Genomic DNA, 15,723 nt, shown 5'->3' on the forward strand with positions numbered 1-15,723 from the left:
AGAGTCCTAATGTGACCATATATTCACACAAGGTCACACCCTTTCCCCGCATGAAAAAGGCCCGCACCAGGCGGGCCTCCGACCGTCCATCGGTGCGTTACAGACTGAAATGCTCTGCCGGCAATTGCATCAGGCAATCGCTGCCGGCTTCCACGGCCGCGCGGTGGGACTCGGTACGCGGTAGCAGGCGCTTGAAGTAGAAATCGCAGGTCGCCAGCTTGGTCTGATAGTAGGCGCTGTCGCCGCTGCCCGCCTCCAGCTTGGCATCCGCCACAACGGCCATGCGCAGCCAGAACCAGGCCAGGGTGATGTAGCCGGAGTACATCAGGTAATCCAGCGCGGCTGCACCCACCTCGTCCGGATTCTTCATGGCGGCCAGGCCGACCTTCTGGGTCAGCTCGCCCCACTGCTGGTTGAGACGTGCCAGTTCAGCCGCGTGGCCCTTGAAACGCGGATGCTCGGCCTGAGCCTGGCAGAATTTGTGGATGATCTTGGTGAAACCGCGCAGCAGCTTGCCCTGACTCCCCAACACCTTGCGGCCCAGCAGGTCGAGCGCCTGGATGCCGTTGGTGCCTTCGTAGATGGGGGCGATGCGGCAATCGCGCACCAGTTGCTCCATGCCCCACTCGCGGATATAGCCGTGGCCACCGAACACTTGCATGCCGAGGTTGGTGGCTTCGAGGCCGGTATCGGTCATGAAGGCCTTGCAGATCGGCGTGAGGAAGGCGAGCAGGTTCTCGGCCTCTTCGCGCTGCTCGGCGCTATCGCTGCGATGGGCGATGTCCAGTTGCTGGGCAGTGAAGTAGGCCAGAGCCCGGTTGCCTTCGTTGAATGCCTTCATGGTCAGCAGCATACGGCGCACGTCGGGATGCACGATGATCGGGTCGGCGACCTTGTCCGGCGCCTTGGGCCCGGTAAGGGCACGCATCTGCAGACGGTCGTTGGCATAACGCACGGCCCCCTGGTAGCTGGCTTCGCCGAGGCAAAGACCCTGCATGCCGGTGCCCAGACGCGCATGGTTCATCATGGTGAACATACAGTTCAGGCCCTTGTTGGCCTCACCGATGAGGAAGCCTTTGGCGCCGTCGAAGTTCATCACGCAGGTTGCCGAAGCCTTGATGCCCATTTTGTGTTCGATGGACCCGCAGGAGACGGCATTGCGCTCGCCAACGCTCGCACCCGCGGGGAGGAACTTGGGCACGATGAACAGGGAGATTCCCTTGGTGCCAGCGGGTGCGTCGGGCAGCTTGGCCAGCACCAGGTGGACGATGTTCTCGCTCATATCGTGCTCGCCGGCGGAGATGAAAATCTTGGTGCCGGAAATCGCGTAGCTGCCATCAGCCTGTGGAACGGCTCGGGTCTTGATGATGCCGAGGTCGGTGCCGCAATGGGGCTCGGTCAGGCACATGGTGCCGGTCCAGCGACCTTCGGTGAGGCGGGTCAGGTAGGTCTGCTTCTGTTCTTCGCTGCCGTGGGCATGGATGGCCGACATGGCGCCGTGGGTCAGGCCTGGGTACATGGCCCAGGACTGGTTGGCCGAGGCGACCATTTCGCTGATGATCAGTCCGAGGGAATGGGGCAGGCCCTGGCCGCCATAGGCCGGATCCGCCGCCAGGCCATTCCAGCCACCTTCGACGTACTGGGCGAAGGCTTCCTTGAAACCCTTGGGCGTGGTCACCACGCCGTCCTGCCACTGGCACTCTTCTTCATCGCCCGAGCGGTTGATGGGCGAGAGCACTTGCTCGCAGAACTTGGCACCTTCTTCGAGAATGGCGGCGACCATGTCCGGGGTGGCATCGCTGGCGCCCAGGGCCGCATAGCTGGCCGGGTAGTCGAAGACTTCGTCGATGAGGAAGTGGATGTCGCGAAGTGGGGCCTTGTACTCGGGCATGGCGGAAACTCCTTGGAGGTCGATTCAACGACCCTACTCGCGCCCCAGCACTGTAACAACGACGCTGACCCTGCTGAATGCAGCGTCATAACCGCCCGCGTCAGACGGCGGCGCGCTTCACTCGCACGGCACCCCGGCGATTCTCGCCATGCCGGAAGACCCGGTTACGTCCGGCGCTCTTGGCGCTGTAGAGCGCCTGGTCAGCGGCCTTGATCACTTCTTCCGGGCTACGTTGCTCGGCATCCCGCTCGGCCACGCCGATGCTGATGGTCACCGACACCGTCTGCCCACGGGCGGCACCACGCTTGGAGCGGCCGGTTTCGTCGCTCTTCGGACGACTGCCCTGGTCACGAAGATGCATCTGGTACTGCTCGATGGCCTGGCGCACCGCCTCCAGGTGCGGCATGCACTCGTCCACCGACTTGCCGGGGAAGAGGATGGTGAACTCCTCGCCACCGTAGCGATAGGCCTTACCGCCGCCACCGACCTTGCGCAGGCGGCTGGCCACCAGGCGCAAAACCTGGTCGCCCACGTCGTGGCCGTAGGTGTCGTTGAATTTCTTGAAGTGGTCGACGTCGGTCATGGCCAGCACGTAGTTGCGGCCGAGACGCCGCAGCCGCTCGTTCAGCGCGCGACGACCGGGCAGGCCGGTGAGCTCGTCACGGAATGCCATCTGGTAAGCCTCATGGGCCACCGACGCTGTGAGTGCGAGCATCACTACGCTGCTCATCACGTGCAGCGCATGGGGCAGCATGAAAGTCTTGGGCAGCATCCACAGCAAGCCGCACAGGCCGAGCAGTTGGGCGGCGTGCTGCGGGCGAGGCTGACGCACATAGATGACCACCAGCGCCACCAGGGCGATGGCGAACGCCAGGTAGACGACCTGTACCAGGGTCATCCAGTGGCCATGCAGCATGGGCCAGTAAATCTTGCCGATCACGCCTAGCATCGCATCCGGGTAGCTGCTGCCCAGCGCCACCAAGACGCCGAGCACAGCTATCAAAACTGCGCCTCGGGCAACGAAATCCTGCAGCAGGTGGGTGCGCTCCTCCCAGCAGCCATAGAGGCCGTAGAGCATGGGCAGCAGCAGGCTGGCCAGATGAAAAACCAGCCCGGCGTCCTCCCGCACCACCCGCTCGACCTGGTAGTAATCGACCTGGGTATCCAGTTGGTAGTAGGCCAGGTAGACGACCAGCAGCAGCGCCACCTGGCGCACTCGTCCGTAGGCCGCGCAGAAGGCACCCCCCAGCAGCAGGAGAAGGGTGGGAAGCACGTTGAAAAGGGAGGTGAAGAACTCGCTCATCCCCGACAGCGAACCCACTATTCCGCCCCCCACCATCAACATCAAGGGAGGCAGTAAATGGCTGACGCGATAGGACGCACGACTCCGCACGAGGTCTGATCCTGGGGTTCGAAAACGGGGAAAAATCGAGGTGGCGATATGATTGCACAGGCACAGACCACAAGCACGAGGCGCCGGTGCGAACTTCCGCACAACCCGGCATCGCGATCGCGCGTCACAAACGAAAAAGCCCGCCAGGTGGCGGGCCTTTCGTGTGGCGCAGAACCTTAGTAGCCCAGGTCGAAATCTTCTTCGGCCAGTTCCATCAGGTTGTTGGCACCGGACAGCATGGTTTCAGCATGGGTGCGGGTACGCGGCAGGATGCGCTTGAAGTAGAAACGCGCGGTCTGCAGCTTGGCCTTGTAGAAGGCGGCATCGCCCTCGCCGGCAGCCAGTTTCTCGGCAGACAGGCGAGCCATGTCGGCCCAGAAGTAGGCCAGGCAGGCGTAACCGGAGTACATCAGGTAATCCACCGAAGCGGCACCCACTTCCTCGCGATCCTTCATGGCGGCCATGCCGACCTTCATGGTCAGGTCGCCCCACTCCTTGTTCAGCTTGGCCAGCGGCTCGACGAATTCCTTGATGGCTTCGTTGGCCTCGTTGGCCTGGCAGAACTTGTGCACGATCTTGGTGAAGCCCTTGAGCGCTTCGCCCTGGGTCATCAGGATCTTGCGGCCCAGCAGGTCGAGGGCCTGAACGCCGGTGGTGCCTTCGTACATCATGGAGATGCGGCAGTCACGCAGGTTCTGCTCCATGCCCCACTCGCTGATGAAGCCGTGGCCACCGTAGATCTGCATGCCGTGGGATGCGGACTCGAAGCCCACTTCGGTCATGAAGGCCTTGGCGATGGGAGTCAGGAAGGCCAGCAGGGAGTCAGCAGCTTTCTTCTGCTCTTCGTCCTGGCTGTACTTGACGATGTCCACTTGCTTGGCGGTGAAGTAGACCATGGCGCGGTTGCCTTCAGCGAAGGCCTTCATGGTCAGCAGCATACGACGCACGTCCGGGTGGACGATGATCGGGTCGGCGGCCTTTTCCGGAGCTTTCGGGCCAGTCAGGGAGCGCATCTGCAAACGATCACGAGCGTACTTGATGCCACCCTGGAAACCGACCTCGGCGTGGGCCAGGCCTTGCAGCGCGGTACCCAGGCGAGCGGTGTTCATGAAGGTGAACATGCAGTTCAGGCCTTTGTTAGCCGGGCCGATCAGGTAGCCGGTAGCGCCGTCGAAGTTCATCACGCAGGTGGCGTTACCGTGGATACCCATCTTGTGTTCGATGGAACCGCAGGAAACGGCGTTGCGCTCGCCCACGCCGCCTTCGGCGTTCGGCAGGAACTTCGGAACGATGAACAGGGAGATACCCTTGGTGCCGGCCGGCGCATCGGGCAGGCGAGCCAGGACGATATGGACGATGTTGTCGGCCATGTCGTGTTCACCGGCGGAGATGAAGATCTTGGTGCCGGAGACTTTGTAGGAACCATCGGCCTGGGGCTCGGCCTTGGTGCGCAGCATGCCCAGGTCGGTACCGCAGTGCGGCTCGGTCAGGCACATGGTGCCGGTCCACTCGCCGGATACCAGCTTGGTCAGGTAGGTGTGCTTCTGGTCATCGGTGCCGTGGGCGGACAGGGTGTTCATCGCGCCATGGGAAAGACCGGGGTACATGCCCCAGGACCAGTTGGCGGAGCCGACCATCTCGCTGATGGCCAGGCCGAGGGACTCCGGCAGGCCCTGGCCGCCGTGGTCAATGTCATGAGCCAGGCTCGGCCAGCCGCCTTCTACGAACTGCTTGTAGGCTTCCTTGAAGCCGGTCGGAGTCTTAACGCCGGACTCGCTCCAGGTGCAGCCTTCGGTGTCACCCACACGGTTCAGCGGAGCGATCACCTGCTCACAGAACTTGGCACCCTCTTCGAGGATGGCGTCGACCATGTCCGGGGTAGCGTCCTGGCAGCCAGGCAGGCTCTGATAGTGCGCTTCGTAGCCGAGCAGCTCGTCACGAACGAAGCGGATATCACGCAAGGGGGCCTTGTAATCAGGCATAGCGGTAAACCTCTGCGGTGGGTTCCTAGTTCAGCTGACCGGAGCGCCGGTCGCTTGCGGCATCTGGTGGTGATTGCCGGAGCAATCAAACAGGCGTTTGAAACATACGTTTACGCCAACCCCCTGTCAAGCGCTCTGCCCGACCAGCCGGTCACGTCCCTGACAGGCAAAAGAGGACCCTGCCTGGAGACAGTAAAGATCAAGAAACAGCGCAGCAGCGCCAAGGGAAGTAACTGGAAGGAAGAATGCGAAAGGGCCGCTTGAAGCGGCCCTTGAAGGATCAGGCGAAGGTATCGATGAGACTACCGATCATCTGGTCGGTGGCCTTGGCAACCATGCTGCCGGCCTCGGCCTGGACCTTGCCGGCCTCCAGGGCGAGCAGGATGCTGGTGAGGTCGGCGGGCTGTTGAGCACCTTCGCCGCTGACTGTGTTGCTGGCTATTTCACCGGCTGCCTGCTGGATCATGCGCTGGCCGGACTGGATGGCGCCTAGTCCTGCGCTGAAGCCGCTTCCCTGGATTTCCATGTCGGATACCAAGCTCGATGGACGATGCCGGCAATTGAAGCAGCCGGTATCGCCTTTCGCAATCAGCGCCGGAAGAATTCGCCCAGCGGCGCCAGGTCGAGATGGCGTGCCACAGCAGCCGGAGTCGCCTGATCCAGGCGCGGCACACGCCCAAGGCAGGGCGCAGGAAGGCGCTCGGCCAGGGTCGCAAGGTTCTCCTCCAAACGTGAGGTCTGCGGGTCGACCACATTGGCCACCCAACCGGCCAGGGTCAGGCCGTCACGCGCAATGGCCTCAGCGGTGAGCACCGCGTGATTGATGCAACCGAGGCGTACACCCACCACCAGGATCACTGGCAGGCCGAGGGCGGCAGGCAGGTCAGACAGATTGGCCTGCCCCGCCAGGGGCACGCGCCAGCCGCCGGCGCCTTCAACCAGGCTGAAGTCCGCCCCTTTGGCCAACACCCGTCGCACAGGAGCGGCTAGCGCGTCCACATCCAGCCGTACCCCCGCTTCCCTGGCGGCAAGGTGTGGCGCAATGGCCGGAGCGAAAGCCAGTGGATTGACCTCGTCGTAAGACAGGGGCAGCGAGCACTCACCCAGTAGAGCAAGGGCGTCACTGTTACGCAGGCCATCGACGGTTTCATCGCAGCCGGACGCCACCGGTTTCGCCGCAGCGGTGGAGAGTCCCTGTGACCGGGCGCGATGGAGCAGGCCCGCGGCAATGGTGGTCTTGCCGATCTCGGTATCGGTACCGGTGACGAAGTAGGCCACTGCCATGTCAGTTTTCCTTTTTCAGTACGCCATAGACCACCTGATAGGTGGCCGGCAGGCCCTGGGGCTGACGGAAACGCTCGTAGGCTTCCACCAACGCGTGGATGCGCGCCCGCCCGGTGAGCCCGCCAGGACGGCCCGGATTGAGGTTATGGGCACCGAGGGCCTTGAGTTCGTGGGTCAGGGTACGCAGACCGGCGTAGTGCAGTACCTGCGGCTCGCTGCTCAGGTCCAGGGGGAGCAGGGCACTGGCGGCGCAGAGGTCCTGGTAATCCTCCAGGCGGCGAAAACGGTTGACGTGGACAAAGCCGTCCACTGCCTGCCAGCTGTCACGCAACTCCTGCAGGGTGCCCACGCACAGGCTGCTGAAGGCGAATACGCCTCCCGGCTGCAACACACGGCGAGCCTCGGCGAGCACGGCGGCGAAGTCGGCGCACCATTGCACGGCCAAACTGGAGAAAATCAGCTGCTGGGTGCCACCGGCCAGCGGCAGATGCTCGGCATCACCGGCGATGAATCGCTTGGCGCCGCCCTGCGGGCGAGCGTGTCGCAACATGCCCTCGGCGATGTCCAGCGCCAGGCCGTCGCTATGCGGGAAACGCTCGGCCAGCGCGCGGGAAAAGAAGCCGGTACCGCAACCCATGTCCACCCAGTTGTCCGGCGTGAAGCCTTCCGGCAGCCGGCGCAGCAGTTCGTTGCCAACCGCCCGCTGCAAGGCAGCGACGCTGTCATAGCTATCCGCCGCGCGGGAAAAGGAAGCCGCTACCTGGCGCTTGTCGGGCAGATGGCCATCGGCAGGGGCGTTTCGGGCGTCAGACATCATCGCCCTCACGCATGAAGCCGAGGATCGCCGCGGCCACCTCCTCCGGTCGCTCCAGCGGCAGACCGTGACTGGCGTCGGCGAATACCTGCACTTCCACATCCGGTAGCCACTCCAGCAGCGCGTCGGCAGCAGTGGCCGGCACCAGCGCATCTCGCCCGGCGAACAGGTGAAGTTGTGGACCGCCATAACCCTGGATAGCCGCGCGGATATCCAGTACATCCAACAGACGCAGGCCCGCGTCCAGCACCTTGGGTTCAGTGGGTAGCTGGGTGACCTGCAGCTGCCGCGCCAGCGTTCGGGCGTCTCGCGCGCCCTGGGCCACCAGAATGGTGAAGCGTTTGAGGGTCTGCGCGGGGTCGAGACGGCAAGCCTCGTGGAAGGTCGCGAAGACTTCCTGAGACATGGCGCTGGGCCAATCGTCGCGGTCACGGAAACTCATGTTGCTGCACAGGCCGATCAGGCCACGGCAAGCAGCACCCCGGCGCGCGGCCAGTTGTGCGGCGAGCATGCCGCCAAGCGACCAGCCGGCCAGCCAGCTGTCCGCTGCCAGGCGCGCATCCAGCTCATCGAGCCAGGCGCCGGCCTGCTCCAGCGCTGGCAGCGGTTCGATTTCAACCACCAGATGCGGCGCGCACTCCAGCAGAGCTTCGCGCAAAGGTTCGAGGGCGGCGGGGCCAATAGCCCAGCCCGGCAACAGAATCAGGCGCTCACGCATCGGGGGCATCCTCCTTCGCCAGTTTCTCCCAGCATTCGGCCAGGGCACTCAGCAAGGATTCAAGCTGAGCTTCACTGTGGGCGGCGGAGAAAGTGACGCGCAGCCGCGCGCTGCCAGCCGGTACTGTGGGCGGACGGATGGCTCCGACCAGGATGCCGCGCTCGCGCAGCATGGCGGAGAGCTTCAATGCACGTGCGCTGTCACCGACCAGGATCGGCTGGATCGGCGTCGGGCTGTCCATCAGGGTCAAGCCGATCTCGGCTGCGCCTTTACGGAAGCGCTGGATCAGTGCGTTCAAGTGCTCGCGGCGCCAGCTTTCACGCTGCAGCAGCTCCAGGCTCTTCAAGGTGGCGCAGGCCACCGCCGGGGGCTGGCTGGTGGTGTAGATATAGGGACGGGCGAACTGGATCAGTGTTTCGATCAGTTCCTCGCTGCCGGCGACGAAGGCACCAGCGGTACCGAAAGCCTTGCCCAGGGTACCGACCAGCACCGGTACATCCTCGAGGCCCAAGCCAAAATGTTCGACGATACCGCCACCGTTAGCCCCCAGCGGCCCAAAGCCATGGGCATCGTCCACCATCACCCAGGCGCCACGAGCTTTCGCGGCCGAGCAGATAGCGGGCAGATCAGCGAGATCGCCGTCCATGCTGAACACGCCATCAGTCACTACCAGGGTGTTGCCCTCGGCCTTTTCAAGACGACTGGACAGACTGTCCGCATCGTTGTGCAGGTAGCGCGAGAAGCGCGCCCCGGAGAGGAGTCCGGCGTCCAGTAGGGAAGCGTGATTGAGGCGGTCCTCCAGCACGGTATCGCCCTTGCCCAACAGCGCGGTCACCGCGCCCAGGTTGGCCATGTAGCCCGTGGAGAACAGCAGTGCGCGGGGCCTGCCGGTGAACTCGGCCAGGGCCAGTTCAAGATCGTGATGCGGTCCGCTGTGGCCGATCACCAGATGCGAAGCACCACCACCGGCCCCCCAGCGATCCACGCCGGACTGCAGGGCAGCCTTCACCTCGGGATGGGCAGCCAGGCCAAGGTAGTCGTTGGAACAGAAGGCCAGCATGGGGCGGCCGTCCACCACGACATCCGGCCCCTGAGGGCTTTCCAGCAAGGGGCGCTGGCGATAGAGGTTGTCCGCATGGCGGGCGGCTAGGCGCGAGGCGAGATCAAAAGGCATGGGCGGTTCGGTTTTTCGTAGGCGCCAGCGTGCTGGCGAACCTGCAGGAGCCGCCCTTCGCGAGCAAGCTCGCTCCTACAGGGTTCGATAACGCGGAATCAGGCAGAAGCAGCGTTGTAGAACATCTGCGAATCGCGCTGTTCGACCAGGGCCTGCTCGATGGCGGCCTGATGCACCTCGTCGGCGTGTTCCTCGCGCTCTTCCGGCTTGATGCCAAGGCGCGCGAACAGCTGCATGTCCTTGTCCGCTTGGGGGTTCTTGGTGGTCAGCAACTTCTCGCCGTAGAAGATCGAGTTGGCGCCAGCCATGAAGGCCAGGGCCTGCATCTGCTCGTTCATCTGTTCGCGACCGGCGGACAGGCGTACGTGGGACTTCGGCATCATGATCCGGGCGACCGCCAGGGTGCGGATGAAGTCGAACGGATCGACGTCCTTTTCTTCCGCCAGCGGGGTGCCCTTCACTTTCACCAGCATGTTGATGGGCACCGACTCCGGGTGCTCGGGCAGGTTGGCCAGCTGGATCAGCAGGCCGGCGCGGTCGTCTACCGACTCGCCCATGCCGAGGATGCCACCGGAGCAGATCTTCATCCCCGCCTCACGCACATAGGCCAGGGTCTGCAGGCGCTCACTGTAGGTGCGGGTGGTGATGATGTTGCCGTAGAACTCCGGCGAGGTATCCAGGTTGTGGTTGTAATAGTCGAGGCCGGCCTCGGCCAGCGCCTGGGTCTGTTCCTGGTTCAGTCGCCCCAGGGTCATGCAGGTTTCCAGGCCGAGCTTCTTCACGCCTTTGACCATTTCCAGGACATAGGGCATGTCTTTCGCCGACGGATGTTTCCAGGCGGCGCCCATGCAGAAACGGGTGGAGCCGATGGCCTTGGCCTCGGCAGCGGCCTCGAGGACCTTCTGCACTTCCATCAGCTTTTCCTTGTCCAGGCCAGTGTTGTAGTGGCCGGACTGAGGGCAATACTTGCAGTCTTCCGGGCAGGCGCCGGTCTTGATCGACAGCAGGGTGGAAACCTGTACCCGATTCGGGTCGAAGTTCGCGCGGTGAACGGTCTGCGCTTGGAACAGCAGGTCGTTGAACGGCTGCTCGAAGAGCGCCTTCACCTCGGCGAGGGACCAGTCGTGGCGGGTAGCGATGGATGCGGTTGCACTCATGGAGGTTTCCTTCGACGCTTGCAGGGGCGCCTCTTGTCAGGGATACCCGGAGTCGGACTCCGGGAATTCAGGCTTAGGGCATCATAAGTTGAGCTGTGACGCTGTCAACCAGTCTTGCGGCACAGGTCAACATCTGATCGTTTTTTAATCACATATTCCACTGAACCAGATTTCCCGGTCAGGCTCAAATTCCAGGCAGCCAGCCGCTGAAGGAGCAACACACTGCAATGCGTACGGAAGGATTTTTCGAGTGGCTCGGCCGGATCATCGGCACCGCCATCCGCTTCATAGTCGACCTGCTCTCTGGCGTGCTTGGCGGTATTGGTCAGGCCATAGACGATTTTCTCAACGGCCTGGCACGGGCCATCGGCATGGACGTGTCCTTTTTCAGCCTGATCCTGCTGCTCGTCGGGCTACTGCTGCTCTACAGTGGTGTCCGCGCCTTCATCCGCAAGTCCATCATCGGCGGCCTGGTCCTGACCTTTCTCGGTCTGTTGGTGATGAGCTGGCTGATCGCCTGAATCCTGTCCCAGGGAGGGGACCATGCTTTCCTTGCTCGCCCGGTTACGGCCGGCCTGGCTTCGCCACACACCCACCTGCCAGCTTTGTCGCGCGCCGGGCAGCGACCTGGCTATCTGCGCAGGCTGCGAGGCCGAACTGCCCTGGCTCAACGGACACTGCATCGTCTGCGCCCTGCCCTTGCCCACCCAGGGCCTGCCCTGCGGTGAGTGCCTGAAACGGCCACCGCCCTTCACGCGGGTCGAGGCGCCTTGGCGCTACGGCTTCCCGGTGGACAGCCTGATCACCGGTTTCAAGCACCAGGGCCGCTGGCCCCTGGGCCGCTTGCTGGGGGAATTGCTCGTCCGCCACCTGGAGCACGCTTTCCATGAAGGGCTGCCCCGTCCCGACGCCCTGCTACCGGTTCCCCTGAGCGCACCACGCCTGCGCCAGCGTGGCTTCAACCAGGCACAGATGTTGGCGCGCTGGCTGGGCAACGAACTGTGCCTTCCCGTGCAGGACGACTGGCTGCATCGCATCGAGGACGGCCCGCCCCAGCAGGGCCTGGATGCTGCCGCCCGGCGCCGCAACCTGCGCCGTGCCTTCGCGTTGCCCTCGCGGGTGGAGGTGAAAGGCCTGCACCTGGCCCTGGTGGACGACGTACTGACTACTGGCACCACCGCACATGTCCTCGCTCGCCTGTTGACGCGCGCTGGCGCGACTCGGGTGGACGTCTATTGCCTGGCACGCACGCCCCGGCCGGGAGCCCCCTGAAGGCTTGACGCAGCGAACAGGCGGGAGCAGCCTGCGCGCCAGATCCCCCGACGAAACCGTCCGTTCATGAGCCTGACCAGCGCCCTCACCCAGCAACTCACTCGTCGCCCGCAGCGCCTGGCGCTGCTGGAGCAGATCGCCGTACAAGGCTCCATCACCCGCGCCGCCAAAGCCGCAGGCCTGAGCTACAAGGCGGCCTGGGATGCCATCGACGAACTGAACAACCTCGCCGAAAAGCCTCTGGTGGAACGCTCCGTGGGTGGCAAGGGCGGTGGCGGTGCGCGACTGTCCGCCGAGGGTGAACGCCTGCTGGCCCTCTACAAGCGCCTGGAAAGCCTGCAGGCGCGCCTGCTGGAAAGTGCCGAAAGCGAACAAGACCTGGAGCTGCTGGGTCGTCTGATGCTGCGCACCAGCGCACGCAACCAACTGAGCGGCCGAGTGCTCGGCATCGAATCCAGGGGGCGCAACGATCTCGTGAGCATCGAACTGGCCGGCGGTCCCTGCCTCTTGGCGCAGATCACCCACGACAGCACCGAAAAGCTGGAACTGGCGCCAGGCCGCAGCGTGGTGGCGCTGATCAAGGCGGGATGGCTGCGACTGCAGGCCATATCAGAACCGGCAGATGACGCGCTGAACCAGTTACAGGGCCGGATCGAGGAAATCCTCGACGCGGCCGACAGCCCCAGCGAAGTGCGCATCGCCCTGGCCAGCGGCCAAACGCTCTGTGCCCTGGTCGAGCCCGAGCGTCTGGCGCAACTCGGCCTCAAGGCCGGCGACAGCGTTCGCGCGCAGTTCGCGCCCGCTCAGGTGCTGCTCGGCACCGCGCTCTGAGGCCCGTCAACCGTACGCAGCGCGACCATTGGGGATAGACTGGGCGCCTGACTGCCGGAGCTGCCCATGTCCCACCCCTTCGATGACCTCACACCCGACTTGGTATTGGACGCTGTGGAAAGCCTCGGCTTCCTCAGCGATATGCGCATCCTCGCGCTGAACAGCTACGAGAACCGCGTTTACCAGGTGGGCATCGAGGACGCCGAGCCACTGATTGCCAAGTTCTATCGACCGCAACGCTGGAGCGACGAAGCGATTCTCGAAGAGCACAGGTTCAGCGCCGAACTGGCCGAATGCGAAGTGCCGGTAGTAGTGCCGCTGCAACGCGACGGAAAGAGCCTGTTCGAGCACGCCGGTTTCCGCTTCGCCCTGTTCCCTCGTCGCGGCGGCCGCGCACCGGAGCCGGGTAACCTCGACCAGCTCTACCGCCTCGGCCAGTTGCTCGGTCGCCTGCACGCCGTCGGCAGCACCCGCCCCTTCGAGCACCGCGAAACCCTGGCGGTGGAAAACTTCGGCCACCAGTCCCTGGCGACCCTGCTGGAAGGCGGTTTCATTCCCCGCAGCCTGCTGCCAGCCTACGAGTCGGTCGCCCGTGATCTGCTTAAGCGCCTCGACAAGTTGTTCGCCGAAGTGCGCTACCAACCGATTCGCATGCACGGTGATTGCCACCCCGGCAACCTGCTGTGCCGTGACGAGGTCTTTCATGTGGTGGACCTCGACGATTGCCGCATGGGGCCGGCGGTGCAGGATCTCTGGATGATGCTGGCGGGGGATCGCCAGGAACGCCTCGGCCAGCTCTCCGAGTTGATGGACGGCTACCAGGAGTTCCACGACTTCGACCGCCGCGAACTGCCGCTGATCGAAGGCCTGCGCGCCCTGCGCCTGATGCACCACAGCGCCTGGATCGCCCGCCGCTGGGACGACCCGGCCTTCCCCATGCACTTCTCCTGGTTCGGCAGCGAACGCTACTGGGGCGACCAGATCCTCACCCTGCGCGAGCAAATTTCGGCGTTGGACGAAGAACCGCTGAAGCTGTTCTGAACCTGCCACCTCCTTGTAGGGGCAAATTCATTCGCCGCTACAAGGAGCAGCGCTCGCCAGCTGCCGTAAAGAACGCCTTACGTGTTTCGCTTGCACGGCCTTGCGGAAAAACCTGAGCACACAGACAAGCCACGACGTCGCCCACTAGAATGTCGCACCACTCGTTAGCTGCCTAAGCAAGGACATTCCATGGCAACCGCCGACCCGCGTCGCGGGTACATCCTGGGGCTCACCGCCTACGTCATCTGGGGCCTCTTTCCGCTCTACTTCAAAGCTATCCAGAGCGTTCCGGCGCTGGAGATCATCGTTCACCGCGCGATGTGGTCGGCCCTGTTCGGCGCAGCCTTGTTGCTGGTCTGGAAGCACCCGGGCTGGTTGCGCGAGCTACGCGAGAACCCCAAGCGCTTTGGGGTACTCGCCGCCAGCGGCATGCTGATCGCCGGCAACTGGCTGGTCTACGTATGGGCGGTGAACAACGGACGAATGCTGGAAGCCAGCCTGGGCTATTACATCAACCCGCTGATCAACGTACTGCTGGGAATGCTGATTCTCGGCGAGCGCTTGCGTCGCCTGCAGTGGATCGCCGTACTGCTGGCGGCCATCGGCGTCGCGCAACAGATTTGGCAAGTCGGCGCGCTACCCTGGGTGTCGCTGACCCTGGCGCTGACGTTCGGTTTCTACGGACTGATCCGCAAGCAGGCTCCGGTGGCGGCCCTGCCCGGGCTGGTCGTCGAAACCTGGCTGCTGCTGCCCCTGGCCGTTGGCTGGTTGCTGCTGACTCCGAGCGCGACCTCCTCCCAGGCGAGCTTCTGGTCAACACCCGAGGCGCTCTGGTTGATCGCGGCGGGCCCCATCACCCTGGTGCCCTTGGTGTGCTTCAACGCTGCCGCGCGCCACCTGCCTTACACCACCCTGGGTTTTCTCCAGTACCTGGCGCCGACCCTGGTGATGCTGCAAGCGATCTTCCTGTTCGACGAGCATTTCGACCCGAGCAAGCTGCTGGCCTTCTGCTTCATCTGGGCAGGCCTGGCCATCTATAGCGTTGACGCCTGGCTGACCCTGAGGCGCAACAGCTGATCGCCAAGGTGGAAATCCGCACCTCGGATTTCCACCCGATCGCCACTCATTTTTCCTGGTGCAGATTCAATTCAACCATCAGGTCATCGGCCAAGGTCTCCAGCTTGGCCTGCAACACATCCAGGGACAGAGTCAGCGGCACCGCCAGCACGGCCTCGGCGTGGAACAACGGTTCGCTGCTCATGGGCGCCGGCATCACCTCGGTGATCAGGCTTTCCAGGTTCACACCCAGTTCCGCCAGCAGGCGGGTGATGTCACGGACGATGCCCGGCCGGTCGTTGCCCACCAGATCCAGCAGGATCGGCTTCCAGGTGCAGGAGGGCTCGATGCCGCTCTGCGCCAGCATCACGCGGATGCCGTGGGCGCTGAGGCCTTGCAAACCCTCAACCAGTTCGTCGTAACCCTCGGCCGGGACCGCTACGCGCAGTATCCCGGCGAACTGCCCGGCCATGCGCGACATACGGCTTTCCAACCAGTTGCCACCATGGGCGGCGATGCACTGCGCGACACGTTCCACCAGCCCGGGCTGGTCCGCTGCGATGACAGTAAGTACCAGATGATCCACGCTCGACTCCTTATATGTAGGGAACCGGCACCCGGCGTCAGGCCAGGCTCAGCCAGTAGGTGAAGTAAATCTCGTCCCGCACATAGCCGAGTCGTTCATAAAGCGCCTGGCCGGCAAGGTTGGTCTTCGCGGTTTCCAACTGGATGCCGCAGGCGCCCGTGTGTTCGGCATGGGCGCGGGCAGCGTTCATCAGGTCTTCCCCGACGCCCTGGCGCCGGGCGGCGGGCACTACATAAAGATCGCTCAACAACCAGGCTGGTGCCAGCGCCAGCGACGAGAGAAAGGGATAGAGCTGGGTGAAGCCGAGGGCAACGCCATCGTCACCACGGGCGATGAACAGCGTCGAGTCACCGCGATCCAGCCGCTGCTCGAGGAACGCACGGATATCCGTCTGAGGCCTGGGCACCTGGTAGAACTCGAGATAGCCGGCAAAAAGGCTGGATAGGTCATCAAGATCGCTGAATGTGGCGGCATACACAGGCATGGAAAGGCTCCTGGACGAATTCGCTGGAGTATAGGAAAGC

Annotated in this window: 16 protein-coding genes; 5 read left to right on the forward strand and 11 right to left on the reverse strand. The window is 63.8% G+C overall.

Annotated elements, in window-relative coordinates; genetic code table 11:
- Positions 1-97 precede the first annotated feature (97 nt).
- The 9 genes from E8E75_RS10705 to bioB all read right to left on the reverse strand — a co-directional run bounded on the left by E8E75_RS10705 (position 98) and on the right by bioB (position 10,413).
- Positions 98-1,891 carry an acyl-CoA dehydrogenase C-terminal domain-containing protein gene (locus E8E75_RS10705; protein ID WP_280358704.1) on the reverse strand — a complete coding sequence of 598 codons (1,794 nt, stop codon included), beginning with the start codon at positions 1,889-1,891 and terminating at the stop codon, positions 98-100.
- A 100-nt stretch (positions 1,892-1,991) separates the two neighbouring features.
- Positions 1,992-3,236: a GGDEF domain-containing protein gene (locus E8E75_RS10710; RefSeq protein ID WP_153920463.1), complete on the reverse strand. Its 1,245-nt coding sequence runs from the start codon at positions 3,234-3,236 to the stop codon at positions 1,992-1,994.
- A gap of 224 nt (positions 3,237-3,460) precedes the next feature.
- Positions 3,461-5,266 (reverse strand): phenylacyl-CoA dehydrogenase, encoded by a 1,806-nt coding sequence (locus E8E75_RS10715; RefSeq protein ID WP_153920387.1) that lies wholly within the window; start codon positions 5,264-5,266, stop codon positions 3,461-3,463.
- A gap of 280 nt (positions 5,267-5,546) precedes the next feature.
- Positions 5,547-5,792 (reverse strand): hypothetical protein, encoded by a 246-nt coding sequence (locus E8E75_RS10720; RefSeq protein ID WP_120653411.1) that lies wholly within the window; start codon positions 5,790-5,792, stop codon positions 5,547-5,549.
- A 62-nt stretch (positions 5,793-5,854) separates the two neighbouring features.
- Positions 5,855-6,550, reverse strand: a complete 696-nt coding sequence (gene bioD, locus E8E75_RS10725; protein ID WP_120653412.1) for a dethiobiotin synthase — start codon at positions 6,548-6,550, stop codon at positions 5,855-5,857.
- Between the two features lies 1 nt (position 6,551).
- Positions 6,552-7,364, reverse strand: a complete 813-nt coding sequence (gene bioC / locus E8E75_RS10730; protein ID WP_153920385.1) for a malonyl-ACP O-methyltransferase BioC — start codon at positions 7,362-7,364, stop codon at positions 6,552-6,554.
- Positions 7,357-8,082, reverse strand: coding sequence for an alpha/beta fold hydrolase (locus E8E75_RS10735; protein ID WP_153920383.1), 726 nt, complete (start codon positions 8,080-8,082; stop codon positions 7,357-7,359). The genes bioC and E8E75_RS10735 overlap by 8 nt, the downstream gene beginning before the upstream one ends.
- On the reverse strand, positions 8,075-9,256 hold the full coding sequence (gene bioF, locus E8E75_RS10740) for an 8-amino-7-oxononanoate synthase (RefSeq protein ID WP_153920381.1): 1,182 nt from the start codon (positions 9,254-9,256) through the stop codon (positions 8,075-8,077). The genes E8E75_RS10735 and bioF overlap by 8 nt, the downstream gene beginning before the upstream one ends.
- A 98-nt stretch (positions 9,257-9,354) precedes the next feature.
- Positions 9,355-10,413 carry a biotin synthase BioB gene (gene bioB / locus E8E75_RS10745; RefSeq protein WP_120653416.1) on the reverse strand — a complete coding sequence of 353 codons (1,059 nt, stop codon included), beginning with the start codon at positions 10,411-10,413 and terminating at the stop codon, positions 9,355-9,357.
- Positions 10,414-10,640: 227 nt separating this feature from the next.
- On the opposite strand from bioB, the gene E8E75_RS10750 reads away from it, so the two are divergent.
- From E8E75_RS10750 to rarD, 5 genes are all read left to right on the forward strand, one after another.
- Complete coding sequence (locus tag E8E75_RS10750; RefSeq protein WP_028631148.1) at positions 10,641-10,934, forward strand: hypothetical protein; 294 nt, start codon at positions 10,641-10,643, stop codon at positions 10,932-10,934.
- A 22-nt stretch (positions 10,935-10,956) separates the two neighbouring features.
- Positions 10,957-11,685: a ComF family protein gene (locus E8E75_RS10755; RefSeq protein ID WP_153920378.1), complete on the forward strand. Its 729-nt coding sequence runs from the start codon at positions 10,957-10,959 to the stop codon at positions 11,683-11,685.
- 66 nt (positions 11,686-11,751) lie between these two features.
- Positions 11,752-12,516, forward strand: a complete 765-nt coding sequence (locus tag E8E75_RS10760) for a TOBE domain-containing protein (protein ID WP_120653418.1) — start codon at positions 11,752-11,754, stop codon at positions 12,514-12,516.
- A gap of 66 nt (positions 12,517-12,582) precedes the next feature.
- Positions 12,583-13,557: a serine/threonine protein kinase gene (locus E8E75_RS10765; RefSeq protein ID WP_153920376.1), complete on the forward strand. Its 975-nt coding sequence runs from the start codon at positions 12,583-12,585 to the stop codon at positions 13,555-13,557.
- Positions 13,558-13,746: 189 nt separating this feature from the next.
- Positions 13,747-14,634 (forward strand): EamA family transporter RarD, encoded by an 888-nt coding sequence (gene rarD / locus E8E75_RS10770; protein WP_120653420.1) that lies wholly within the window; start codon positions 13,747-13,749, stop codon positions 14,632-14,634.
- Between the two features lie 46 nt (positions 14,635-14,680).
- Here rarD and E8E75_RS10775 read toward each other — a convergent pair whose 3' ends face one another.
- Both E8E75_RS10775 and E8E75_RS10780 read right to left on the reverse strand, forming a co-directional pair.
- On the reverse strand, positions 14,681-15,199 hold the full coding sequence (locus E8E75_RS10775) for a glycine cleavage system protein R (RefSeq protein ID WP_120653421.1): 519 nt from the start codon (positions 15,197-15,199) through the stop codon (positions 14,681-14,683).
- 37 nt (positions 15,200-15,236) lie between these two features.
- Complete coding sequence (locus E8E75_RS10780) at positions 15,237-15,683, reverse strand: GNAT family N-acetyltransferase (RefSeq protein ID WP_153920374.1); 447 nt, start codon at positions 15,681-15,683, stop codon at positions 15,237-15,239.
- Positions 15,684-15,723 lie beyond the last annotated feature (40 nt).

Origin of the sequence: Pseudomonas sp. BN606 (genome assembly GCF_029873115.1) — a bacterium.
Lineage (GTDB): Bacteria > Pseudomonadota > Gammaproteobacteria > Pseudomonadales > Pseudomonadaceae > Metapseudomonas.

Coding starts and splice junctions, on each gene's coding strand:
- E8E75_RS10705 (WP_280358704.1), bottom strand. CDS start 1,891: ATGCCCGAGTACAAGGCCCCACTTCGCGACATCCACTTCCTCATCGAC.
- E8E75_RS10710 (WP_153920463.1), bottom strand. CDS start 3,236: ATGTTGATGGTGGGGGGCGGAATAGTGGGTTCGCTGTCGGGGATGAGC.
- E8E75_RS10715 (WP_153920387.1), bottom strand. CDS start 5,266: ATGCCTGATTACAAGGCCCCCTTGCGTGATATCCGCTTCGTTCGTGAC.
- E8E75_RS10720 (WP_120653411.1), bottom strand. CDS start 5,792: ATGGAAATCCAGGGAAGCGGCTTCAGCGCAGGACTAGGCGCCATCCAG.
- bioD (WP_120653412.1), bottom strand. CDS start 6,550: ATGGCAGTGGCCTACTTCGTCACCGGTACCGATACCGAGATCGGCAAG.
- bioC (WP_153920385.1), bottom strand. CDS start 7,364: ATGTCTGACGCCCGAAACGCCCCTGCCGATGGCCATCTGCCCGACAAG.
- E8E75_RS10735 (WP_153920383.1), bottom strand. CDS start 8,082: ATGCGTGAGCGCCTGATTCTGTTGCCGGGCTGGGCTATTGGCCCCGCC.
- bioF (WP_153920381.1), bottom strand. CDS start 9,256: ATGCCTTTTGATCTCGCCTCGCGCCTAGCCGCCCGCCATGCGGACAAC.
- bioB (WP_120653416.1), bottom strand. CDS start 10,413: ATGAGTGCAACCGCATCCATCGCTACCCGCCACGACTGGTCCCTCGCC.
- E8E75_RS10750 (WP_028631148.1), top strand. CDS start 10,641: ATGCGTACGGAAGGATTTTTCGAGTGGCTCGGCCGGATCATCGGCACC.
- E8E75_RS10755 (WP_153920378.1), top strand. CDS start 10,957: ATGCTTTCCTTGCTCGCCCGGTTACGGCCGGCCTGGCTTCGCCACACA.
- E8E75_RS10760 (WP_120653418.1), top strand. CDS start 11,752: ATGAGCCTGACCAGCGCCCTCACCCAGCAACTCACTCGTCGCCCGCAG.
- E8E75_RS10765 (WP_153920376.1), top strand. CDS start 12,583: ATGTCCCACCCCTTCGATGACCTCACACCCGACTTGGTATTGGACGCT.
- rarD (WP_120653420.1), top strand. CDS start 13,747: ATGGCAACCGCCGACCCGCGTCGCGGGTACATCCTGGGGCTCACCGCC.
- E8E75_RS10780 (WP_153920374.1), bottom strand. CDS start 15,683: ATGCCTGTGTATGCCGCCACATTCAGCGATCTTGATGACCTATCCAGC.